Raw genomic sequence first — 22,326 nt, forward strand, 5'->3', positions numbered from 1 at the left:
CATATTTTACTGTTAAAACATTATATAATTTATTATAATATAATTAATATATATAATATCTTGGAGTTACCATGTTACGTTTTGATATACCACCGGTTCATGCCAATGTCATCCGTTGGGAGGCATTTATCGTCTGTTGCCTTTGTTTATTAGCCTTGTTTGTACACCCGTTATTTATGATTATATTGCCCCTACAAGGTTTTGTTAAAGGCTTTTTTGGTCATCACAAATGCCCATCACACAGTCTTTGGAAGACCATATTTACCAAACGAGGTTGGGCAGGTAAAACAGAAAATGTTGGCGCAAAAATGTTTGCCGCTAAATTATTATTTATCGCCAGTACCGTATCTTTAATACTTTATTTTTCTGGCATAGCTTTATGGAAGGTACCTTGCACAATTTTGGTTATTTTTTCATTTTTAGAGTGGGCATTTTCGTTTTGTGCCGCCTGTAGCGCTTATAACGCTTGGTATAAGTTCTTCCCACCAAAAAATTTATGATTATTGCACTTAAGTTAAAATTACTTAACGTGTTTTAAAACAATAAAGCCCCTCTTTGTTAAGAGGGGCTTTAGACTTGCAATAGTTCATAATTGCAATTAACTGTAAAAAACTTACTGCATCACAAGATAGTCAAACGCACCCAAAGCCGCTTTACTGCCCTCACCCATCGCAATGTTGATTTGCTTAAATGGCACAGTAGTTACATCCCCTGCAGCAAAAATACCTTTACGGCTGGTTTGACATTTTGCATCAATCTCGATTTCACCAAATTTGTTGGTATCTACAAAGTTTTTGATAAAGTCAGAGTTTGGTACAAGACCAATCTGCACAAACACCGCTGATAGGTTAATCTCTTTGTCTTCACCTGTATTGCGGTCAGTATATATTAATGAAGATACTTTACCATTGGTTGCTATGATCTCTTTGGTGGCCGCACTGGTGATAATCTCGATATTATCTTTTGCCATCGCTTTATCAATCAATACTTGATCGGCCTTTAAGGTATCGGCAAATTCAAACACAGTTACATGATTAACGATACCAGCTAAGTCAAGTGCGGCTTCGATACCTGAGTTACCACCACCGATAACCGAAGTATCCTTACCTTTAAAGAAAGGACCATCACAATGTGGACAATATGCCACACCATTGCCGATGTTTTCATCTTCACCTGGTACACCCAATTTACGCCATTTTGCGCCAGTGGCAATAATAACCGCACGTGTGTCAAATTGCTCGCCAGTGTTCAGTGTGATGTTATAATTTAGCTCATCATCTTGTGTTTCGCTCAGCTTTTTAACACTCACATGTTCTTTAACCGTAATGCCGTATTCTGCAATGTGTTTACCAAAATTTGCCGACAGCTCATTACCATTAGTTAGCGGAACAGAAATCAAGTTTTCAATATCTTGCGTGTCTTTAACTTGCCCACCAATGCGGTCAGCAACAATGGTAGTTGCAAAGCCCTTACGAGCCGAATAAATTGCAGCAGCAACACCGGCAGGTCCACCACCAATGATGGTCACATCTTGTTTTGGCAAAGACTCACCACCCGCTTTTTGTACAAACAAATCTGGGTATTCTTCTTGCAGTTTTTGTAATAATACCGCTGTGTCAATTTTACCATTAGCAAATGGCTTACCATTTAAATACACCGCTGGCACGCCTTGTATGTTGTTTGCTTCTACAAGTTTAGGAAACAATCCGCCATCAATCATCTCACTGCTGATATGATCATTTAAAATAGCAAACTGGTTTAATGCTTGCACTACGTCTGGGCAGTTATGGCAACTTAACGATATATAAGTTTGAAAATTTAATGGTTCGTTTGGGTTTGCATTTTTTATCATGCTTTGTATGCTGTCATCTAGCTTCATGGTATGACCGCCAGCATGCAAAATTGCCAAAATCAATGAAGTAAACTCATGACCACCAGGAATGCCGCTAAAAACAACGCCTGTATTTTGACTATCGGTTGTAATTTTAAAGCTAACCGAACTTGGTAAATCATTGGCTGTTTCTGATTGATCAAAGCTAATTTTATCAGTCGACCCTGCAATTTGGCTCAAAAAGTCCACCAATTCAGCACGTTTGTTTTCTGAGTCATGTCCGAGTGATTCATCGCCAATCACAAAATTGATTGAGTGCGTCATGTTTTCGCTGTAAGTTTTTACAGCATTGAGTAAATTTTTGTCTAACATGCGATTTCCTCTTTTGTTTGTTTTCTATAACTTACCTATGTCATTAATATGAAAAGGCAAGGTAATTACCCGCGTTTTCTATATTGTTATTATGATATTTATGACTCTATCTATCAATCATAGAATCTCAAACATTATGTTTTATAAAACAAATCAAAAAATAATAATCAATAATAATAACAAATTAATAAACCCCATAAAAACCATGGTTTTTTGGGTTCTTTTACGCTATGATGAGGGTATGGAAAGTTGATAAATCATTCAATTAACCAACGTATTATTCACCTATTTTTACAGGTTAATAATTTTTTAACTCACTAACAATAAGGATAAAACCATGTTCCACGAATATCGTGATTTAATGGCAGAGCTAAAACATTCAGACGCACATTTTGCTAAATTATTTGATGAGCATAACGAACTTGACGAAAAAATCACCAACCTAGAAAAAGACCCTATCGCTTCTCATCGCCATGACGAAATAGATGAACTAAAAAAACAAAAACTACATTTAAAAGATGAAATTGGCAAAATTTTAGAAAGTAAAAAGTAAAGTAAAAAATAATGTCATTAAAAAAACACCTCATATCTGAGGTGTTTTTTTATGTATGTAAACCTAATAAATACGGTTTTATTTGTCTTCGTATGTACATAAGTATGCTGTTTCTACAGCCACTTTAACATTAAATTTTGTGTTAGCTTCAACGGTAAAAGTTTCGCCTGCTACAAAATCTTGCCATTCATCACTTTCTGGCAATTTAACAGTTAATGCACCGCTTACCACCGTCATGGTTTCAAACTGGCTCGTGCCAAACTCATATTCGCCAATTTGCATCACTCCCACCGTTGCAGGTAAAGTTGCTGTTTTGAATCCAATCGAAGCAACGGCACCATCAAAATATTCATTAACTTTTAACATTGTTTATCCTTATTGAATCTATAAAAGAGCTGTTATCATAGCCTATAATATAAAAAACCGTAACCCATATTTTACAAACAATGATAGATATGCATACCCGTTTGGGTTAAGATAATTCCATCATTTTGATACGTGAGAGAATATTGTGAAGCAAGCAAGCAACCATCAACAATCAAACAAAAACATAAATAACGAATTTGATTATCTAATTTTTATTGGGCGTTTTCAGCCATTTCATTTAGGGCACAAGTCGGTGATTGATGCTGCACTTAAGCAAGCTAAAAATGTCATCATGCTGATTGGATCAGCAAACTTACCACGCAGCTTACGTAACCCCTTTACAGTAGAAGAACGCACCGCCATGATTAAAGGCAGCTATGATGAGCAAACTGCCAAACGCATCCACTGTGTGGGGTTAGATGATGCTTTATACAACGACACAAAATGGCTGCAATACGTACAAGCGGGTGTAAAGTCTGTCACTGGGGATATCAGCAACACCCAAGTAAAAATTGGTTTAATCGGTCACTCAAAAGACAGCTCATCCTATTATTTATCGCTTTTCCCCAATTGGCAGTCTGTTTCGGTACCAAACTATCATAACCTTTCTGCCACCCCAATCCGTGATGGTTATTTAATCGGCGCAACCCCCACTAGCGACCGTATTACGGCTGCCTCACAAAAAATATTAGATAACTTTAAAAAAACCAGTGCATACAACCAGCTGCATGAAGAAGCTTGGTTTATCGATAAATATAAAAAACAATGGGAAGACTCGCCCTACCCACCCACTTTTATGACCGCAGATGCCTTGGTCATCCAGTCTGGACACATTTTGTTAGTAGAACGCCGTAGCATGCCAGGTAAAGGGCTTTGGGCATTGCCAGGTGGCTTTTTAGACCCGAAAGAAACCTTGCTAGATGCTTGCATACGAGAGCTAAGAGAAGAAACTCGACTCAAAGTACCAGAGCCAGTACTACGAGGTTCACGCCATAGTCAACACACTTTTGATGATCCCTACCGTTCGGCACGTGGACGTACTATTACTCAGGTATTTTATTTCCAACTAAAAAATGATGCCAACGGGCTACCAAAAGTGAAAGGTGGCGATGATGCGGCTAAAGCATTTTGGTTACCCCTTGCAGAGCTAGACAGCAAAAAAATGTTTGAAGACCATTACGCCATTATTTGTAAAATGGTTGGGTTGTAAATAGCACTAAAAAACTACATGCATCATCATAAATAACGACTAGAATTATAAGGACTTAACCTATGTTTACCAATAACATACACAACCTGATTTTAAATGCCGATAGCTATAAAGCATCACATTGGGTACAGTACCCACCCAATACAGAATATATGTCTAGCTATATTGAAGCACGTCGGGGTGACTACCCTGTGGTATTTTTTGGGCTGCAAGCATTTATTAAAGAATATTTGAGCAAACCAATTACCCTACAAGACATTGACGAAGCAGGCGCTGTGATAACCGCACATGGTTTGCCATTTAATCGTGAAGGGTGGGAAAACATCGTCAACAAACACGGTGGGTTTTTGCCAATTCGTATTCAGGCTGTCCCTGAAGGCAGTATTGTTCCGGTTAGCAATGTTGTGTGCCAAGTCGTTAACACCGACCCAGAATTTTTTTGGCTACCAAGCTACATAGAAACCGCTTTATTACGTGGCATTTGGTATCCATCTACCGTGGCAAGCCTATCAAAATATTGTAAAAACATCATTACTAAGGCTATGGAAAAGTCAGCCGACAGCTTAGAAGGCTTACCATTTAAACTTCACGACTTTGGTGCAAGAGGCGCCTCTAGCATGGAAACCGTTGCGTTAGGTAGCCTTGCTCACCTCGTAAACTTTGTGGGGACAGATGGCATGAGTGCGTTAGCAGGTGCAAGCCGTTGGTATGGTATGACTGATGACATGCCAGCATTTTCGATCCCTGCCGCTGAGCACAGCACAATGACCTCATGGGGACGTGATGGCGAACTAGACGCTTACGAAAATATGCTTAAACAGTTTGGTGGTGACGGCAAAATAGTAGCCGTGGTATCCGACAGCTATGATTTATGGAACGCCATTGACAACATTTGGGGCAATAAACTTAAAAATCAGGTCGAAAAAACTGGCGGCACTTTGGTTATCCGCCCAGACAGTGGCGACCCTGCTAAAGTGGTGCGTGAAGCCTTAGAACGTCTTGCGGCCAAGTTTGGGACAACCACCAACAGCAAAGGTTATAAAATTTTGCCAGATTATGTACGACTCATTCAAGGCGATGGCATTAACGCCGCCAGCATTGATAAAATTTTAAATACCATTATGCAAGCTGGTTACAGTGCCGACAACCTAACTTTTGGCATGGGTGGCGGTTTATTACAGCAAGTCAACAGAGATACGATGAGCTGGGCAATGAAAGCCAGTGCCATATACAAAGACGGCGCAGAAGGTAAAAAGTGGTATGACGTATTTAAAGACCCAATTACCAGCCGTTCTAAACGTTCTAAAAAAGGTCGCTTAGCTTTGGTAGAAGTAGACGGCAACCTAAAAACCATACGCGAGACTGAATTAGCAGATGGACAAATTAACTTATTAAGAGATGTGTATGTTGATGGCAAGTTATTGATTGATGAAAAACTAACGGAAATCCGTGAGCGTGCTGGTTGGTGATTTGCTAATTAGCTAGCTAACCCCAGTCAACCACGCTAACTAACCAATGAAACGATAAACCCAAAACTGATTAGCAATATCAATATACAAAAAAGGTAACCGCATGATAACCAAACCAAAGCATTTGTTATTTGCCCCTTTATTGTGGCAACAGGGCAAACGTGTTAAAAGAGATACCCCAAGCTTACCGGAACCCACAGGTGACAGGCATGGTATGGTTGCTTTATCAAAAACAAATGATAAACAAGCTAAGCACAACGTTTATCGTTTAATGATTGTTGGTGACTCATCCGCTGCAGGTGTGGGCGTAGAAACGCAAGAACAAGCATTAGCCCACCAGCTTGTTAAAAACTTTAAGCAACAACCACAGTTTTGCCAAAGCTATACCCATATTGACTGGCAACTGCATGCCACCACTGGACACACAAGTTTTGACGTTTTAAGACGATTGTATGTCCTTGCCCCTTCACCTAAACCAATTGATTTAATGATTATTGTGGTTGGTGTCAACGATACCACCTCAATGCTTTCTTTGGATAACTGGAAAGCCAATATTGAAGAAATTATTACAGTTGCCCAGCTAAAGCACAGCCCAAAAAACATCATTTTTTCGGCACTACCGCCAATTAGGCACTTCCCTGCTTTACCAGTGCCATTAAACGGATTAATTGGGGATAAGGCTGAACAGCTGGACACTGCCTTAGCAGAAATTTGTGATGGTTTTAACCATATTCACTACACCAGCTTTAGTTTGCCTTTTGACTTAGCCAAACGCCAATTTACATTTAGCTCAGGCAAAAAAGCAAATAGCAATGATGCCCATATCGCTAAATACTTTGCTATTGATGGGTTTCATCCAAGTGATTTAACCTACCAATATTGGGCAGAACAACTAACTGAGGTCATTATTAAGCTTTAATATTGACCTTTAACAAAATAGATTACCGTAGCATCTAAAAATATTGGGGTATGGTGTTCACCCTACCTAATAGTGCCACAATAAAAAACCACCAAGCCTTTCGACTTGATGGTTTCTCAATTGACTGTTACTGTCAATCAAACGTAATAAATTACTCGCTATCAGCAGCTTTTTTACCACGACGACCAAAAGCACCGCCAAAACGCTTGTTAAAGCTAGCAACACGACCTTCGTTAGAAGCTTTACGCTGAGCGCCTGTGTAGAATGGGTGTGATGCACTAGAAATATCTAACGCAACATATGGGTATTCTTGACCTTCGTATTCACGAGTGGTTTTACTGTTAATCGTAGAACGAGTTAAAAAGTAAACATCAGCATTGGTATCGTGGAACAAAACTTCACGGTATTCTGGGTGGATATCTTTACGCATAGTAAATCTCTTTTCCAATTAACTAGGGCACTAAGGGCATAAAAAGGTTAGCAGTTAAATCACTGGCTTATTCCAGCATTTAATACCAACGCTAAACTCACTTAGCCTTCCCAAGTGGGATTAAGTTTAAGCTTGTATGATGCATTACATACAAAAATAGACCGCATATTTTACAATTATTTAACACTAGCCGCAAGGGTTAAATTTTATCCACACAAAAATCATCTTTAATAAACACCACCCCTTGCAGTGCTTCAATTGCTTCTTCCACATTGTCGCAAACCAGCAGCCTTTCTACATCTTTATCACTAATAAAGCCTTCATCAACACTAAAGCGTAGATGCTCAATTAACCGATTATAATAGCCATTAATGTTTAAAATTATCATGGGTTTTTGATGCTGGAAAAGCTGTCTCCATGTCGCAACTTCCATAATTTCTTCTAATGTGCCAAGCCCACCTGGTAGCGTGATAAAGGCATCGGCATATTCTGCCATGATTGCTTTTCTAGTGTGCATGGTGTCAGTTAAATGCAGCTTAGTTAAGTTTTTATGGGCAACTTCTCTTTGCAACATAAACGACGGGATAACCCCAACTGCCTGTGCCCCTGCTTGCACTGCTGAATCAGCAACTGCGCCCATAAGTCCGATGCTGGCACCACCGTAAACCAATCCCAAGCCATTTTGCGCTAAAGCTTGCCCTAAGTTTTTAGCCGTTTCTTCATAAATTGGGTTTGTACCCATGCGTGAGCCACAATAAACAGCAACCAAAGGCATGGTTATGTCTTTTTTATCAACAACTTGATGAATATCTTGCATGTGCTGTGCGGTAATTACTTCTGGATTGATGGTCGTTTTTTGAGTCGAATCTGTCATATGCTTACCTTTTTACTTCTATGGTCATTGCTATTGCTTTTATATCATTATTACTTACCTATCTTACTTTATTTTTATGACAAAAATAACAATAATTCGCCTTTTAGTTATTCAATGGCAACCACTCTAAAAAGAACATTATAAGACTATACAGTCATCATAACTAATAGTTGGCTGTGGCTTTTTTTGTTACTTTAGGGTTTTATTTTACAATTTAAATTACAATCGCTTAAATAAGAAACGCCTAAACAAAAGCAAGCAAAGGACTGCACATGACTAATAACACCTTTACCTCTAAAGACATCTCCCTTGAAACTGAAAGAAAAGCAACACTGAGAGCAACTTTATTTACTCCAAATGATAAAAAAGTAACACAAGCCATTTTAATTGCCCCCGCAACTGGCATAAAACGCACTTTTTACAAACATTTTGCCCGCTACCTTGCTAGCCACGGCTTTGGCGTTATTAGCTTTGATAACGAGGGCATTGGTAACTCAAAACAATATAAAGGGGCTGCCGGTGTTAAAAAATGTGATGCCTCGTTAGTAAGTTGGGGGCAGTTTGATATGCCAGCAGTATTAACTCAGCTAAAAAATACGTTTCCAGAAGCAAAGTATCATTTAATTGGGCACAGTGCTGGTGGTCAGTTATTTGGACTGATGCACAACCATGGTGATTTAACCTCGGTGTTTAATGTCGCCTGTTCTTCTGGGCAAATTGCCAATATGCAGTTATCCCATAAGCTTAAAGCCATATGGTTTATGGACTTTTTTATCCCTACCAGCAATTTAGCTTTTGGTTATGCCAAAAACAACGCCGTTGGCATGGGGGAACCCTTACCAAAGCTGGTTGCCAAGCAATGGCGTGACTGGTGCAACGGATCTGGCTATGTAAAAATGGCATTTGGCAAAGAAGTAAAAGAACATCATTATGATGAAATTACTTTGCCAAGCCTATGGATTAATGCACCCGATGACTACATTGCAAACGATGCAAACGTTGCAGATATGTTGAGGGTTTTTCCTAACATTAATGCCACAACCAAAACCCTTATCCCCAGTGATTATGGTTTAAAAGAAATTGGACACATGAAGTTTTTTAGCCGTCAGTCAGAAGTGTTATGGGATATGGCGGTTGACTGGATAAATGCGCATGCTTAACTACTTTTTTAATGCGTGTTAAAAAATATAAACTAAAAAACCCTCATTGATAACCAATGAGGGTTTTTTTAGTTAAAAGTAGCTACGTAACTGGTAACTGCCTAATCATCTTTAAACCAATCGAGAAGAATAAAGAACGATAGTCGGTTCAAAGCAAAAGTGCTACAACGAAAGCAAACAAAGGTGTACACATAGTACTCCGAGTAAGCTTAATCCATACTAAAAAGCAGTAGCACAAATACCCATAAACACATTGTAACCTGTACTAGTAACGACTAATAATTAGATTTTACCTACTAGGTCTAGGCTTGGTGTTAAAGTCTCAGCGCCTTTTTCCCAAGCTGCTGGGCAAACTTCACCGTCGTTTTCACGCACGTACTGAGCCGCTTGTACTTTACGAACCATGTCTTTAGCAGAACGACCAATGCCTAGGTCATGGATTTCTGCAACTTTTACGATACCATCTGGGTCTGCCAAGAAAGTACCACGAAGTGCTTGACCAGCTTCTTCAATCATAACGTTAAAGCCACGAGAGATTTTGCCAGTGGTGTCACCAAGCATTGGGTATGTTACTTTACCGATTGCTTCTGAGCTATCGTGCCATGCTTTGTGTACAAAATGTGAGTCAGTAGAAACTGCATAAACTTCTACACCCAATTCTTTTAATTGGTCATAATGCGCAGCCATGTCTTCTAGTTCTGTTGGGCAAACAAAAGTAAAGTCTGCTGGGTAGAATAAAAAGATTGACCATTTGCCTTTTACATCTTCGCTAGAGATGGTTTTAAACTCACCGTTTACAAAAGCTTCTGTTGTGAATTCTGGGATTTCTTGATTAATAATTGATGCCATGATTAGCTCCTAAATGTATTATTGTTAATAAAGTTGTATGTTGCATACAGATAAAACAAAGTGACATTTTGCACATCACCCTACCTACTGGTATGAGTCTAATATACTTTATTTTTACCATTAATACATTTTAAAGAATTGAATATACTGTTTTATTTTTTAAAACTTGATAAAATAGCATTATTCATCTTCTTTTCATAAAAATTCGCTATCTTTAGGGTTTTATCATGATTACTTTACGCCAATTAGAGTTTGCCCTTGCCGTTGCCAAACACCGCCATTTTAAACGTGCTGCAGAAGAGTGTAGCATCTCTCAATCTGCATTGAGCTTGGGCATTGCCGAGTTAGAAAAACAGCTAGATACCCAAATTTTTGAGCGCAATAACAAACAAGTATTAATCACGCCGATAGGAGAAGATATTTTATTGCGGGCACAACGTGTTTTTAGTGAAGTTAATGACTTAACCACCCGTGCGCATAGCCACCAAACCCCACTGGCGTATCCGATGGATATTGGCATTATCCCCACAATTGCACCCTATTTATTGCCTAAAGTGTTGCCGTTATTAAAAGAAAAACACCCTAACTTCCGTATTCGAGTGGTCGAAAAACAAACAGAACGCCTGCTTGAACAAGTCCGTTTTGGGCATATTGACACAGCAATTATTGCCTTACCTTATGACATTGATGGCCTACTGGCTTTTGAATTTTGGCAAGAAGATTTTCATGCCGTGTTTGCCAAAGATGACCCACACGCTAGTTTAAAATCTATTAGTGCAGAAGAGCTCACCCAAGCGAACTTAATGTTGCTGGGCGAAGGACATTGCTTAACCGACCAAGCATTATCCGTGTGCCATTTTGATAAAAATGATATGAAATCTTGCTTTGCTGATGCCAGCCTAAACACGCTCATTCAAATGGCAATGTCTAATATGGGTACGACCCTAGTACCACAGATGGCACTAGACCAAGTTCAAAACCAATTAAAAGATATCGCCGTTGTGCCACTTGCCGAAGCAGGACCACACCGCCGTATTGCCTTTGTTACCCGCCTAAATTATGCGCGTGTAGATGAAGTCAACTTGCTAGGGCAAATTTTTAGTAGCGCACTTAAAGAGTGTACTTAATTTTTATTTTAAATTTAACTATTTGGCAATCAACTCCACAAATAACTCATTGCCCTGACGCTTGGGGTGTGAGTTGTAACACGGTGCCATAATGTTGGTGATGAACTGACCTGCAAATAGTGTTTCATACTCTGCTCGGCTGCCTCCAAAAGGCGGTTCATCACGTCCAAATTCTTTATCCCACAGCAAACCAATAAGTTTGCCTGCTGGTTTAAGCAGCTCATGCATTTTTTCTACATATTCTGCTCGGCGAGCGATATCAATCGCACAAAAAAAGGTCTGTTCTATTGCATAATCAAACTGGTATTGTTTACTATCTATGTTAAAAAAATCTGCCTGCAATAAATGTGCTTTAGGAAAGTCAGGAAATTTATTTGCTAAATTTTCTAGCGGGGCTTTTGCAAAATCAACCACAATCACATTCACAAACCCTTGCTCATGCAAGTACTCTGCTTCATAGGCATTGCCAGCCCCTGCAATTAAAATTTTTGCCGTTTTATCAGCCACTTTCATAACGGTATCAATATACGTTTTTATAGGCGGCGAAACATGCCCCATATCCCAACCTATTTTGCCCGCTTCATAACGTTGTTGCCAATAATGAGCTTGATTAACATCCGCTGTATTTGTCATTTTTATCTCTTCCATGTTAAAAAAATGGGTTTAAAAACCTTGCTAAAGCACATCATCACACAGTCAATTTATTGAATCACTTAACCTACTCGCTAACCAACTGTCTGACGGTTAAAATCTGTTCGCTGCGACCAAAAACACCATGCACATCATGCAAAACACTGCTGGTTAGTCCAATACCATCGGTGCCAATTTGCTGAATCGTTTCTAGCCCTAGCCATTGCCCTTGCGGTATGCGATGCATATGGATTTGCAAGTCGATATTTGGAAATAACCACTCAACATGCCCTGTTGAGGTATCTTGTTGGATTCTTGGTACCACACCATTTGCAGTATCGACCAATCCCATAAGTTTAACAAAATCGGTTGTTGGCTGCCCTGCTACCATGTCAACTGGCGTATGCACCCAAACAACGCCACTACCGGCTCTTCTATCTGGGCTTGCATGTGTGGTAATAGAGCGAATAAAGCCACCACCCCAATGCGCCATGCCATCCCAATTGGGTAGATCTTCTGGATGCGATATTCGCTCATCTTCTAGTCCATGCACCTCGGTGGTATCACTGGTAAGCATTCTCCAGGCACGCGCAACCACACAAATTTTGTCATTGGCAATTAGGCTGGCTTCTACCAGCTCAATGGTGCGTCCACCTCGGATGACTTTGGTAACAACCTCAAAATCACCAAAATGTATCATGCCAAAAATATCTAAGCTAATTCGTCCAATCCGCATTTCATCACGTGGGTTAAACTGCTCAAGCTCAGCACACAATATGCCAGTCGCTGGTCCCATGTGTTGCTCGTTCTCATTCCATGCGCCTTGCGCATGAGGGGTACTTTTATATTGGGTGGTAGTTACACCATTGTCATCAATAGTGCGCCCTATTAATTGATAATAAGCTGTCATTTAAAATCCTTTTTTAATTACCCAACTGTTAGGCAAACTTGTTGATTTAAAGTAATAAAATATGAAGTTGGTTGATTGTAGTATAGGCAAAAAAATAGATTTAATCCATTTTGTTTAGTCAACCATATCATTACTACCCACCAATTTACCTGCCAGCATGTCATGCCAATGCTGATAATCTGGCATCGCTTTTGACACTGTGCGCCAAAATTTTGGACTGTGGTTAGCATGGTGTAGATGGCATAACTCATGGACAATCACATATTCGGTACATTCAATGGGGTACTCTGGTAAATATAGTGACAACCAAATACGTTTGGCTTTGATGTTACAGCTACCCCAACGCGTTGTCATTTTTTTAATACGCTGTTCGTTAGCCGTTTGGCCCACTACTGGCTGCCATTTGGTAAATAGCGTTGGCATCACTTTGGCAAGCTCTTGCCGATATAGCTTTAATCGCTGCATTTCATTAAGCTGGATATGAGGGTGCACCTCACCCCAAAGCTTTAATGGAAAATTTTGATTGGGACTTTGCTGATGCTTAAGTTTATCTTGTTGTTTATTGAGTAGTTTTTGATGAGCGGTGATTGCCCAGTCAAGACGTTGATGTAAAGCATAAGCCACCTCAACATCGCTGGCATACCAAGGTGCGGATATATTAAGCTGATATGGCTTAATACGAAAATTAATGTTTTTTACTTTTTTACGAGTGATGGTTACTTCAATGCCATACTCATGCAAGGTTTTTAAAGTGGCTTTAAAAGCAGGGTTCATCAAGCCAAACCCTCTATGACTCAACAAATTGCATGTGGTTATCAAATGCCATTGGCTGTGTTACCGTATCCGCCTTAAGTTTACCACTTACCAGCGTTAACTCTGTCAAGCCACCTTTGCCATCACTAACAATAAATCCCTCTCCAGCAACGGCAATACCGGCACAATCAGCAATCTTAACTGTGTCCATCATTTTGTTTGTGAGCATATCAAATACAGATACGCAGCCACCAATTGGGCTAGTCGCACATATTAAGTTTGATTTAGGGTTAACCATCACACTGGCAATGTAGTGATGAAATTGCCGCCAGCTCACCTCTGCATTATTTGTTGCATATTCGGTAAGTGCCGTATCCCCAAATTTATGAGTAAGCACCAATGGCATATTAAGGTGTTTTTCTCCCTGAAATTGGATACCCACTGCCACGGTACCTTTTAAATTACCTTCGGTAATTGCCGAGATATGCCTAACACTCATCTGATTATGTTTTGGCATTATTTGTTGTAATACTTTACCTTCTTCACCACTAACAAGTGATAGATAAACCAAGGAAGGCTGCATGGTTTCAAGATTTAGCTCTTCTCTCGAGGCACGCTCGGTTTTAATACCACCGTTAGCAATAATCAGCTTATCACCATCAGGATGCAAAATAACCTCATGCGGACCTATGCCATGGGTCGCAAACTCAGCAATTTTTTTATAACCATGCCTCGCATCATACACACCGATAATACCTGCAAACGTTGTGGTATCATTTTCTGCCACATACAATAAGTTGCCATCCAAACTGTAGCAAGCATGTCCATAAAAATGACGATTAGGCACTTTATCTAACCCTTTGGCTTTAATGGTGTACACAAGCTCGCCTGTTGCACAGTCCATTATCCAAAAAAACTCACTCGGGCGACGCCCCATAACGGCTACATTTTTATCACACCATACTTTTTTAGGCTGCACCACAATATCATGCACACGTTCAGGTACACTTGTTTGCCAAACTATTTGGCGTTTTTTATCTATACCAACTACTGAGAAGTCATCAAATTCTGCACCAATGGTTTTGTTAGCAACCCCACTCACCCATTCAACTTTTTGTTTGTGATTAAATTGAGTAACCTCGTGATTAACCTCTGTTTGACTATCTGCTAACTTTGTCTCCTCAGCCGTATCAAATGCTCGATAACGCTCCAGCCAACTTTTATTGGCTTGTTCAATACGTTTTAATTGACTAGTAACCCCCTCGAAGTAATCCGAGATTTGGGCATTAGGATTGTTACGTTTTCGCCAAAAATGATGCGCCGTTATCGCAGCGGTGGTCGTCATCACTGATAAGCCGAGTGCGCTAGAAATGGCTGAAAACTTATCATTGAACCTATCATTAGGCTTATGTTTGCTATTTGAGTTAGACATAATGCAACAGAAAAGTTGAGAATGGTTATTGTCTGTTTATTTTACTATAAATAAAACGCACCCTCTAACATTATTTGCGCCTCCCCTTTTAAAGTTACCGTGCTTTGTTCACTCAATGTTATTTGCATCGAACCACCACGAGCCGAGCACTGTAAGGCATTTAAATGTGTTTTACCCAGTTTTTTGCCCCAATAGGTAGCTAAAAAGGTATGAATTGCCCCAGTTACTGGATCCTCATTGGTACCGACCCACGGCCAAAAATAACGTGACTCAAAATCGTAGTCAGGTTTGTTAGAAATCGCCGTAATGACCACACCATCAATACCGTCAACCGATTGCAATAATTGTTCAAAATCTGGGGTTAGGCTTGCTAGTTTTTCACAACAATCAATTTCAATAACCAAGCTGTTAATTTCTTTATTAAAACCGGTATTAACTATCTCGCTAATGCCTAGCGATTGCAACATGGCAGTTGGGATATTTGTTGGCTCAATTGGTTTAACTTGATACGCTGGGAATGCCATTAATAGCTTATCACTGCTTTTGTCTTGTTTAACAGTTAAGTCCACATCATTGATATTTTTAAAACAAATGATTTCCGATTCCCATTTTTTGTGGAATAAAACTTTTGCAGTTGCTAAGGTTGCATGTCCACATAAGTCGATTTCTTGCGATGGTGAAAAAAATCGGATTTGATAAACCGCTCCCACTTTATGCGTAAATGCGGTTTCAGAAAAACCCAACTCATTAGCAATGTTTAGCATTTGCTCATCAGTCAATGGTTCATCTAAAAAGCAAACACCTGCTGGGTTGCCTTTAAACTTTTCATTGGTAAATGAGTCAACGATGTAAGTAGAGATGTTCATTGAAGTTCCTTTATATTTGACGTGACATTGAGTTTAACAAGTTTCATCAAATCACAACCCATACAATTAAAAATTAAAAACAAAAACTGTACTGGTGGTTTGTGTCGGACAATTTTATATTAAATCAACTTCAATTATGTTCAAGATCCTTTCTTTTGGCTCTTCAATTTCAATGTACTTTAAATTAGTAAAGACCTCTTTCCTATTATTTTTAGAAACCCAGAAATAGGTTGGGTATACATTTAAAAAGTAAATCACAATTTTTAATATAACTTTTTACATAATATATTATTATATATTAATAACACCTTTTCTTTAATGTATTTATAGGAGTAACTGATGAACAACAAACCTTTCTCTCCATTAATATTTCTATCTTCGTTAGGCGCTGGTGGTATTTCCATCATTCCTTTCGCTTTTATGCAATACACCACTGAACATGGTTCTGGTTTAATACAGCGTGCTGATATTAATCATAATGCTTTGAGCGGGTTATATCTATTGTCGCAATATGGATTAGAAACCATCATGCTGGTGTTTATTGCGTTGCATTTATTGTTAACTATCGCACATGTTAAGGGTTTATGGCAGTTTTTGCATTCAAATAGATTGATTGCGGTAGTAAAAAATCCACTGGCTAGTCCAACATTAATGGCACCTTTTATTTCTATAGTCATGACCATGAATGTCGTAATTGGTCCTTTACGCTATTTCACTCCTTGGTTAGCAGATAATTTACAACTGGTAATGTTACCTGCTTTACTATTTTGGAGCTTAATTTATGTTGCTTTATTGGGTACGGTGATGTATTTACTCCAACACGCTTTTGTGCAAAAGTTTGATACTAGCCAAATTTCATTTTCTTGGTTGCTACATCCCTTTGCAATAGGCATGCTAACCGTAACTGGTATGGGCTTTGCAGCACTGGCAAATGCCCCTATGATTGCCAACACAGCAGCCTTTATGTCATTGGTATCAGGTAGCATGGGTATTTTTTTGTTGGTCATTACCACCATTATTATATTTCAGAACTTTTTTTCTGGCGCAGGCTTAGGTGACAAAAAAACATTACCGAGCATATTAATTATTATCCCCAACATCACTTTATATGCTATCTCTGCATTTCGTTTTGGGCATTATTTAGAACACCAGCATGGTGCTCATTTAGATAGTTATTTTGCTATCGTGACTGGCATATCATTTGCAATTGAAACTTGGTATTTTTTGTTTGGTTTACTCTTATTAAAAAAGTATTTCCAAAAAGATTATTTTAATCAAGAATACTATGTAACACAGTGGGGGCTAATATGCCCAATTGTTGCCTACTCAGTGCTTGCAAGCTTTACTTATAAAGCATTTACGCCATCTTTTGTATTTTATGGGTTATCAATTACATTTATGCTGATTGCTATTATATTTTTCTTTGACTTAATCAGCCGTTATCTAAGATGCTGCGGTGTAATACCAAAATCTAAAAAAATGGTATGTCAATAAAAAAGGCAGGAACTAAAACAAACAAATAGTTTGATAACCTTGTCTATTACTCTAAAAAACCCTTTTAATAGGGTTTTTTAGAGCGTACAGATTTTTTAGTCTGTCTATGGCTAATATTCTCCTCTTTCAATCGCCCCATAAATTGCCCCACAAATCTGCTCAATATCCGCTTTGTTAAAGTTAAAATGAGGCATGGTATAAACAAGCTTACCAAACGGGCGAATCCACACCCCTTGGCTAATAAAATAGGCTTGGATTTTTTGCACATCAACAGGTTTAACCAGCTCCACCACACCAATTGCTCCAAGCACTCGCACATCTGCCACATCAGGCAAATCACGGCAAGGGGCAAGCCCCTCAATCAACCAAGCTTCAATGTTTTTTACATTGGTTTGCCAACCGTTTACTTGCAACGTATCAAGCGCCGTTTTTGCCACCGCACACGCCAGCGGATTGCCCATATAGGTTGGTCCGTGCATAAAGGGGTTGCCGTTTTGAGATATGCCCTCGGCAATACGTCGACTCGCTATGGTACAAGCAAAACTCATAAAGCCACCTGTTAACGCCTTGCCAAGGCAAATAATATCAGGCGTGACATCTGCGCCCACCACTTTACTGGCAAAGGTGCTTGCAAACATCTCGCCTGTGCGTCCAAAACCAGTCGCAATTTCGTCAAATATCAGCACAATATCATGCTCATCACAAATTTGTCGCAAGTGCCGTAAATACTCAGGATGATAAAAACGCATACCACCGGCACCCTGTACAATAGGCTCAATAATGATACCTGCTATCTCATTTTTATGCTCGGCAAGAGCTTGATTAACTGGCAGCAGGCAATCAGGATCAAAAGGTTGATTTTTACGCAAGGCATCATAATAACAATCAGGACGAGGGATAAAAACCTGCTCGGCAAGCATGCCTTTAAACAAGCCGTGCATACCATTAACAGGGTCGCACACACTCATTGCCCCAAAAGTATCACCATGATAACCACCCATTGGGGTTAAAATTTTGCGTTTGCTAGGGCTAACGACTTGCTGATACTGCAACGCCATTTTAATCGCCACTTCGACACTAACCGAGCCTGAATCCGTATAAAAAACATGCGCTAGCTTTTTATCAGGCTCACTATTAGGCATCATATCAATCAAGGTTTTACCAAGTTCCACCGCTGGGTCATGTGTCAACCCACCAAACATCACATGTGAAAACTGGTTAATTTGGCGTACTGCCGTATGGTTAAGTTCGTCACGGTTATAACCTAAGTTCACCGCCCACCATGAGCTCATGGCATCTAATAGCTTGTGGTTTGCCCCTTGTTCATTATCAATGTATATATGCTTACCTTCGGCATAGCTCACATGATATGCCGTTAATGGCTCAGTCATACTGGTATAAGGATGCCAAATATGATTTTTGTCAAAAGTTAGTTTTTCAGCAAGCCCATCAATTTCAGTAGGCTCGGCTTTAGCCCAGCTATTATCGCTGTTATCATTGTTACAATCTTTGCTTGGCAAAATGCCCAGCTTACGCGTTGATAAAACAGTCTCAAAAGCACGTTCAAATGCCTCAAAGTCAGCATCTTTATTCAATTGCACAACTGGCACATTGGTTTGGCTTTGTACAAAGGCAATGTTTTCTAATGCCAGTTGACTGTTTGGATCGGTCTGGTTCATCACCACACAGGCAATATCAATGCCATGAAACTCACAAAGTTGGATGTTAACTAGTGCTTGGTTAATTGCCCCCAGTTGATTGTTAATAACCAAAATAATTGGGCAATTTAAACGCTTAATAAGATGCGTAAAGTTGTGGCTCTTTTGCTGTTGAAGCTGATTAAAAGGGACAAGAAGACCGCCAGCCCCTTCAATTAAAGTGACTGGTGCTTGCTCAATATGCTCACGGCAATAGCTTTCTAATACATCTATATTCACTTCACTACCCGCTAAACGCGCAGAGTAATGCGGTGACGCAGGTACATCAAAGTAATAAGCAGGCGCAAACACGTTTGCAGGGTTAACCAAACTGTATGAATGCACATCTGACCCAACTGGCACGCCTAAGGTATCGATATTGCTATAATCAAACCCCGTTTCTATCGGCTTAATGGCTCGTGCATTGGCATGATGTTTTAATAATAATTTAAGCAGATTAGCAGTGATATGGGTTTTACCCACGCCAGTGTCTGATGCGGTAATAAATAGAGTTTGGTTCATAATTAATGCAATTTTTTGGTTTGATAATTGTACTATCCGACTATAGCATATCTATACTTAAACCACTATACAGGAGCTATTGTTAGCAAATTTGTTAAATTGAGGCACAAAAAAACGCCAGCAGATGCTGACGCTTTTATAAAAAAATACAGGTTGGATTAAGCAAACAAGCTTTGCTTACCTAAATCAACCACAATTAGATAGCTTAATACCGCACGGTATTTACGTGGGTTTGATGAACCCATTTTTTCTACCGCGGCATCAAAAGCAGCATCAACTTGTGCTTGGTCAGTTACACCCAGTTTACCTTTAATAAAGTTTTCTTTTAGTGTGGTCACTTCATCTTTTTCGCTTGCTGCAACAATCTCTGCATCTGCATTATAGATTGATGGACCCATTGCTTTAGTAACCGCTCTCAGCAGGTCAGCATCTGGTGTAACACCACATTTTTCAACAAGTGTGTTGCTATATAATTCAATTTTTTCGTCAAGCTGGCTCATAGTCATTCCTTATTTTTTAAATTCATCTTTTAAGTTACTGCCATCACCTAAAAATTAAGCGATGATACGATAATAAAATCAAATCAAGAAAATCGCAACCATTACAACAGTAACTTAACATAAAGGTAATATTGGCGTTAAAAGATATCGCGGTCAAAGGTCGATGAAATCTTGTGTAAAGACAAATCTGCCCCGTCGAATTCTTCTTCTTCGCTTAATCTCAACCCAATCGTGTATTTAATCGTTCCATACACCACAAAGCCACTCACCAGTGCCAACGCCACACCAAATAGGCTGCCAATTACCTGCGATGCAAAGCTCACACCGCCCAATCCGCCTAAAAAGTGCTGCCCAAAAATACCGGCAGCTAACGCACCCCAAAGCCCACAAACACCATGCATTGGCCATACGCCTAACACATCATCAATTTTTAGTTTTTTATGGGCAAAGGTAAACATCCACACAAAAACTGCCCCAGCAACGCCACCAACAAACAATGCGCCTAATGGATGCATTACATCAGAACCTGCACACACAGCAACCAGCCCAGCCAATGGACCATTGTACATAAAACCAGGGTCATTTTTGCTCATGGTCATGGCGACTAAAGTACCCCCAACCATTGCCATAAGCGAGTTCATAGCAACCAAGCCAGAGATATCACCCACTTTTTGTGCGCTCATCACATTAAACCCAAACCAACCCACAATAAGAATCCAAGAGCCTAACGCCAAAAATGGAATAGATGATGGTGGATGCGTGCTGCTAAAACCATGTTTAAAACGATTACGACGCACACCCAGTAAGTACACCGCAGCAAGTGCTATCCAACCACCAAAGCCATGCACCACGATTGAACCAGCAAAGTCATGAAAACCTGCCCCAAACGTGTTTTCTAACCAAGCCTGAAAACCAAAATTACCATTCCATATAATGCCTTCCATAAGCGGATAACAAAATGCAACGATAACAAACGTTGCCACAAACAGCGGAATAAGTTTGGCACGTTCTGCCACACCACCAGAAACAATGGCGGGTATCGCTGCTGCAAACGTTAATAAGAAGAAGAACTTAATCAGCTCATAACCATTATTTGCAATCAGCACATCGGTACTCTGGAAAAAATTAATACCATAGGCAAATTGATAGCCAATAAAATAATACGCAATGGCAGAGATACAAAAGTCACCTAAAATTTTGCTTAAGGCGTTCACTTGGTTTTTTGTTCTTACCGTGCCAAGCTCTAAAAAAGCAAAGCCTGCGTGCATTGCCAAAATCATGACTGTGCCAATTAATAAAAATAGTACGTCTAAACTAGCGTCCATAAGTTTTTTTGCCTCATCATACAAATAATTTGTTTAGCTGATAACCATGCAAGATTAATACCAACCCAATAATGATGCTTTGACGCTATATTTTGGTGCAAAATTACAAATAAACGCTATTTTTTGCGTAAATTTTAAATTTATTGATTACTTTTGGTGCAAAAAACACCTGCTTTAATTTAAAGTAGGTGCTTAACCAATTTGGTTGCTTCAAGACGACACAAAAGATCAGGTTGAGTGCTAATTTGCATACTGTGCATACTGAACGTTACTTTGGATAATACGCTGGTTTGATTAGTCAGTATTTAGTTAATTTTGATTACCATGACTCTAACCTTAACTATTGCCATGCCCCCTTTTATGACCAAAGCCATTATCTTTTCGTCCACCACGCTCATGTTCGCTATTAATAATTACTAGGTATTCTTGTTCATCTAATAATTGTGGCACATAGTCGATACCTCTATTATTCATATTATGAACAAAAGCACGTAAATGACTACGAGAGCCCATATTTAACCATTCATAAGTATGTCGAACATCGTCTGGATTATCAAACGTTAACAAACGATTTAAATCTTCGATATCTAACTCTTCGACATAAGCACCAACCATCAATGCCGCTTGCTCGCTTTGCATGCCTGTTGCCATTAAGTCATCATAAACTTTTTGTAAATTCTCATCTTTAAACTCACCAATGGGCAGTTTCTCATCAACAGCTATACCATAGGTGTCTAGCAACTCTTTTACGGCTTGCTGGTGGCGTAATTCTGTACTGTGGATGTTGCTAAACGCTTGTATTTGCCATTTATCATATAAATTTTTATAAACGTCTGATGCTAGTTTCTCTTCTTCATACATTTGCTTTAACCCGGCAACCACCTCGGTTGATAGCTGGCTGGTTTCTGCTTGCGTGCTGGTTTCTGCCTCTGTGGTATTTATTTCGCCCGCATGAGTACATGCCGTTGTTAACGTTAACATGAAAGAAGTCAGGATGATTGCTGGTGTAATGTTATAAATTTTCACGAGATTACTCC

General features: G+C 39.4%; 22 protein-coding genes. 8 read left to right on the forward strand and 14 right to left on the reverse strand.

From position 1 onward, the window contains the following. Positions 1-71: 71 nt before the first annotated feature. Entirely contained in the window at positions 72-500 is a 429-nt protein-coding gene (locus VH441_RS05855) for a DUF4395 family protein (RefSeq protein ID WP_434352725.1), read from the forward strand. Between the two features lie 113 nt (positions 501-613). On the opposite strand, the gene ahpF is transcribed toward VH441_RS05855, so the two are convergent. Next, positions 614-2,203: an alkyl hydroperoxide reductase subunit F gene (ahpF, locus tag VH441_RS05860; RefSeq protein ID WP_434352726.1), complete on the reverse strand. Its 1,590-nt coding sequence runs from the start codon at positions 2,201-2,203 to the stop codon at positions 614-616. Between the two features lie 337 nt (positions 2,204-2,540). Between ahpF and VH441_RS05865 the strand changes: the two genes are divergently transcribed. Next, complete coding sequence (locus tag VH441_RS05865; RefSeq protein ID WP_434352727.1) at positions 2,541-2,756, forward strand: YdcH family protein; 216 nt, start codon at positions 2,541-2,543, stop codon at positions 2,754-2,756. 78 nt (positions 2,757-2,834) lie between these two features. On the opposite strand, the gene VH441_RS05870 is transcribed toward VH441_RS05865, so the two are convergent. Continuing rightward, positions 2,835-3,122 carry a pyrimidine/purine nucleoside phosphorylase gene (locus VH441_RS05870; protein ID WP_434352728.1) on the reverse strand — a complete coding sequence of 96 codons (288 nt, stop codon included), beginning with the start codon at positions 3,120-3,122 and terminating at the stop codon, positions 2,835-2,837. A gap of 145 nt (positions 3,123-3,267) precedes the next feature. Between VH441_RS05870 and VH441_RS05875 the strand changes: the two genes are divergently transcribed. The 3 genes from VH441_RS05875 to VH441_RS05885 all read left to right on the forward strand — a co-directional run bounded on the left by VH441_RS05875 (position 3,268) and on the right by VH441_RS05885 (position 6,720). Next, positions 3,268-4,332, forward strand: a complete 1,065-nt coding sequence (locus VH441_RS05875) for a bifunctional nicotinamide-nucleotide adenylyltransferase/Nudix hydroxylase (RefSeq protein ID WP_434352729.1) — start codon at positions 3,268-3,270, stop codon at positions 4,330-4,332. Positions 4,333-4,394: 62 nt separating this feature from the next. Then, the gene (locus tag VH441_RS05880) at positions 4,395-5,801 is read left to right on the forward strand and encodes a nicotinate phosphoribosyltransferase (RefSeq protein ID WP_434352730.1); all 1,407 of its coding nucleotides are present in this window, start codon (positions 4,395-4,397) and stop codon (positions 5,799-5,801) included. A gap of 103 nt (positions 5,802-5,904) precedes the next feature. Continuing rightward, on the forward strand, positions 5,905-6,720 hold the full coding sequence (locus VH441_RS05885; RefSeq protein ID WP_434352731.1) for an SGNH/GDSL hydrolase family protein: 816 nt from the start codon (positions 5,905-5,907) through the stop codon (positions 6,718-6,720). Between the two features lie 151 nt (positions 6,721-6,871). Here the strand turns inward: VH441_RS05885 and VH441_RS05890 are convergent, their stop codons facing one another. Further along, complete coding sequence (locus tag VH441_RS05890; protein WP_434352732.1) at positions 6,872-7,150, reverse strand: type B 50S ribosomal protein L31; 279 nt, start codon at positions 7,148-7,150, stop codon at positions 6,872-6,874. A gap of 199 nt (positions 7,151-7,349) precedes the next feature. Beyond that, complete coding sequence (locus VH441_RS05895; RefSeq protein WP_434352733.1) at positions 7,350-8,024, reverse strand: TIGR00730 family Rossman fold protein; 675 nt, start codon at positions 8,022-8,024, stop codon at positions 7,350-7,352. A 272-nt stretch (positions 8,025-8,296) separates the two neighbouring features. Here VH441_RS05895 and VH441_RS05900 point away from each other — a divergent pair, with 272 nt between their 5' ends. Further along, the gene (locus VH441_RS05900) at positions 8,297-9,184 is read left to right on the forward strand and encodes an alpha/beta hydrolase family protein (protein ID WP_434352734.1); all 888 of its coding nucleotides are present in this window, start codon (positions 8,297-8,299) and stop codon (positions 9,182-9,184) included. Positions 9,185-9,466: 282 nt separating this feature from the next. Here VH441_RS05900 and ahpC read toward each other — a convergent pair whose 3' ends face one another. Beyond that, positions 9,467-10,033, reverse strand: a complete 567-nt coding sequence (gene ahpC, locus VH441_RS05905; RefSeq protein ID WP_434352735.1) for an alkyl hydroperoxide reductase subunit C — start codon at positions 10,031-10,033, stop codon at positions 9,467-9,469. Between the two features lie 227 nt (positions 10,034-10,260). Between ahpC and VH441_RS05910 the strand changes: the two genes are divergently transcribed. Further along, on the forward strand, positions 10,261-11,160 hold the full coding sequence (locus VH441_RS05910) for a hydrogen peroxide-inducible genes activator (RefSeq protein ID WP_434352736.1): 900 nt from the start codon (positions 10,261-10,263) through the stop codon (positions 11,158-11,160). Positions 11,161-11,178: 18 nt separating this feature from the next. Here the strand turns inward: VH441_RS05910 and VH441_RS05915 are convergent, their stop codons facing one another. From VH441_RS05915 to VH441_RS05935, 5 genes are all read right to left on the reverse strand, one after another. Next, positions 11,179-11,793, reverse strand: a complete 615-nt coding sequence (locus VH441_RS05915; protein WP_434352737.1) for a methyltransferase domain-containing protein — start codon at positions 11,791-11,793, stop codon at positions 11,179-11,181. An 85-nt stretch (positions 11,794-11,878) separates the two neighbouring features. Beyond that, positions 11,879-12,700: a thioesterase family protein gene (locus VH441_RS05920; protein ID WP_434352738.1), complete on the reverse strand. Its 822-nt coding sequence runs from the start codon at positions 12,698-12,700 to the stop codon at positions 11,879-11,881. A gap of 114 nt (positions 12,701-12,814) precedes the next feature. Then, positions 12,815-13,474, reverse strand: coding sequence for a M48 family metallopeptidase (locus VH441_RS05925; protein ID WP_434354365.1), 660 nt, complete (start codon positions 13,472-13,474; stop codon positions 12,815-12,817). Positions 13,475-13,487: 13 nt separating this feature from the next. After that, on the reverse strand, positions 13,488-14,885 hold the full coding sequence (locus VH441_RS05930; protein WP_434352739.1) for a DUF1513 domain-containing protein: 1,398 nt from the start codon (positions 14,883-14,885) through the stop codon (positions 13,488-13,490). 44 nt (positions 14,886-14,929) lie between these two features. Further along, the gene (locus VH441_RS05935) at positions 14,930-15,751 is read right to left on the reverse strand and encodes a PhzF family phenazine biosynthesis protein (protein WP_434352740.1); all 822 of its coding nucleotides are present in this window, start codon (positions 15,749-15,751) and stop codon (positions 14,930-14,932) included. A gap of 339 nt (positions 15,752-16,090) precedes the next feature. Between VH441_RS05935 and VH441_RS05940 the strand changes: the two genes are divergently transcribed. Next, positions 16,091-17,245: a TsoY family (seleno)protein gene (locus tag VH441_RS05940; protein WP_434352741.1), complete on the forward strand. Its 1,155-nt coding sequence runs from the start codon at positions 16,091-16,093 to the stop codon at positions 17,243-17,245. Between the two features lie 110 nt (positions 17,246-17,355). Here the strand turns inward: VH441_RS05940 and bioA are convergent, their stop codons facing one another. The 4 genes from bioA to VH441_RS05960 form a co-directional block, all read right to left on the reverse strand. Then, positions 17,356-19,464, reverse strand: a complete 2,109-nt coding sequence (gene bioA, locus VH441_RS05945; protein ID WP_434352742.1) for an adenosylmethionine--8-amino-7-oxononanoate transaminase — start codon at positions 19,462-19,464, stop codon at positions 17,356-17,358. A gap of 158 nt (positions 19,465-19,622) precedes the next feature. Further along, entirely contained in the window at positions 19,623-19,964 is a 342-nt protein-coding gene (locus VH441_RS05950; RefSeq protein WP_434352743.1) for a DUF2853 family protein, read from the reverse strand. 137 nt (positions 19,965-20,101) lie between these two features. Further along, positions 20,102-21,289 (reverse strand): ammonium transporter, encoded by a 1,188-nt coding sequence (locus tag VH441_RS05955; RefSeq protein WP_434352744.1) that lies wholly within the window; start codon positions 21,287-21,289, stop codon positions 20,102-20,104. 336 nt (positions 21,290-21,625) lie between these two features. Further along, positions 21,626-22,315, reverse strand: coding sequence for a DUF2202 domain-containing protein (locus tag VH441_RS05960; RefSeq protein ID WP_434352745.1), 690 nt, complete (start codon positions 22,313-22,315; stop codon positions 21,626-21,628). Positions 22,316-22,326: the final 11 nt, after the last annotated feature.

This window comes from Psychrobacter sp. HD31 (assembly GCF_051097895.1).
In the GTDB taxonomy this organism is placed as follows: domain Bacteria; phylum Pseudomonadota; class Gammaproteobacteria; order Pseudomonadales; family Moraxellaceae; genus Psychrobacter.

Excerpts from the sequence above, each read along its gene's own strand:
- VH441_RS05900 (WP_434352734.1), top strand. The coding sequence starts at position 8,297 with ATGACTAATAACACCTTTACCTCTAAAGACATCTCCCTTGAAACTGAA.
- VH441_RS05895 (WP_434352733.1), bottom strand. The coding sequence starts at position 8,024 with ATGACAGATTCGACTCAAAAAACGACCATCAATCCAGAAGTAATTACC.
- VH441_RS05935 (WP_434352740.1), bottom strand. The coding sequence starts at position 15,751 with ATGAACATCTCTACTTACATCGTTGACTCATTTACCAATGAAAAGTTT.
- VH441_RS05955 (WP_434352744.1), bottom strand. The coding sequence starts at position 21,289 with ATGGACGCTAGTTTAGACGTACTATTTTTATTAATTGGCACAGTCATG.
- VH441_RS05865 (WP_434352727.1), top strand. The coding sequence starts at position 2,541 with ATGTTCCACGAATATCGTGATTTAATGGCAGAGCTAAAACATTCAGAC.
- ahpC (WP_434352735.1), bottom strand. The coding sequence starts at position 10,033 with ATGGCATCAATTATTAATCAAGAAATCCCAGAATTCACAACAGAAGCT.
- VH441_RS05925 (WP_434354365.1), bottom strand. The coding sequence starts at position 13,474 with ATGAACCCTGCTTTTAAAGCCACTTTAAAAACCTTGCATGAGTATGGC.
- bioA (WP_434352742.1), bottom strand. The coding sequence starts at position 19,464 with ATGAACCAAACTCTATTTATTACCGCATCAGACACTGGCGTGGGTAAA.
- VH441_RS05940 (WP_434352741.1), top strand. The coding sequence starts at position 16,091 with ATGAACAACAAACCTTTCTCTCCATTAATATTTCTATCTTCGTTAGGC.
- VH441_RS05880 (WP_434352730.1), top strand. The coding sequence starts at position 4,395 with ATGTTTACCAATAACATACACAACCTGATTTTAAATGCCGATAGCTAT.
- VH441_RS05950 (WP_434352743.1), bottom strand. The coding sequence starts at position 19,964 with ATGAGCCAGCTTGACGAAAAAATTGAATTATATAGCAACACACTTGTT.
- VH441_RS05920 (WP_434352738.1), bottom strand. The coding sequence starts at position 12,700 with ATGACAGCTTATTATCAATTAATAGGGCGCACTATTGATGACAATGGT.
- VH441_RS05855 (WP_434352725.1), top strand. The coding sequence starts at position 72 with ATGTTACGTTTTGATATACCACCGGTTCATGCCAATGTCATCCGTTGG.
- VH441_RS05910 (WP_434352736.1), top strand. The coding sequence starts at position 10,261 with ATGATTACTTTACGCCAATTAGAGTTTGCCCTTGCCGTTGCCAAACAC.
- VH441_RS05890 (WP_434352732.1), bottom strand. The coding sequence starts at position 7,150 with ATGCGTAAAGATATCCACCCAGAATACCGTGAAGTTTTGTTCCACGAT.
- ahpF (WP_434352726.1), bottom strand. The coding sequence starts at position 2,203 with ATGTTAGACAAAAATTTACTCAATGCTGTAAAAACTTACAGCGAAAAC.
- VH441_RS05915 (WP_434352737.1), bottom strand. The coding sequence starts at position 11,793 with ATGACAAATACAGCGGATGTTAATCAAGCTCATTATTGGCAACAACGT.
- VH441_RS05870 (WP_434352728.1), bottom strand. The coding sequence starts at position 3,122 with ATGTTAAAAGTTAATGAATATTTTGATGGTGCCGTTGCTTCGATTGGA.
- VH441_RS05930 (WP_434352739.1), bottom strand. The coding sequence starts at position 14,885 with ATGTCTAACTCAAATAGCAAACATAAGCCTAATGATAGGTTCAATGAT.
- VH441_RS05885 (WP_434352731.1), top strand. The coding sequence starts at position 5,905 with ATGATAACCAAACCAAAGCATTTGTTATTTGCCCCTTTATTGTGGCAA.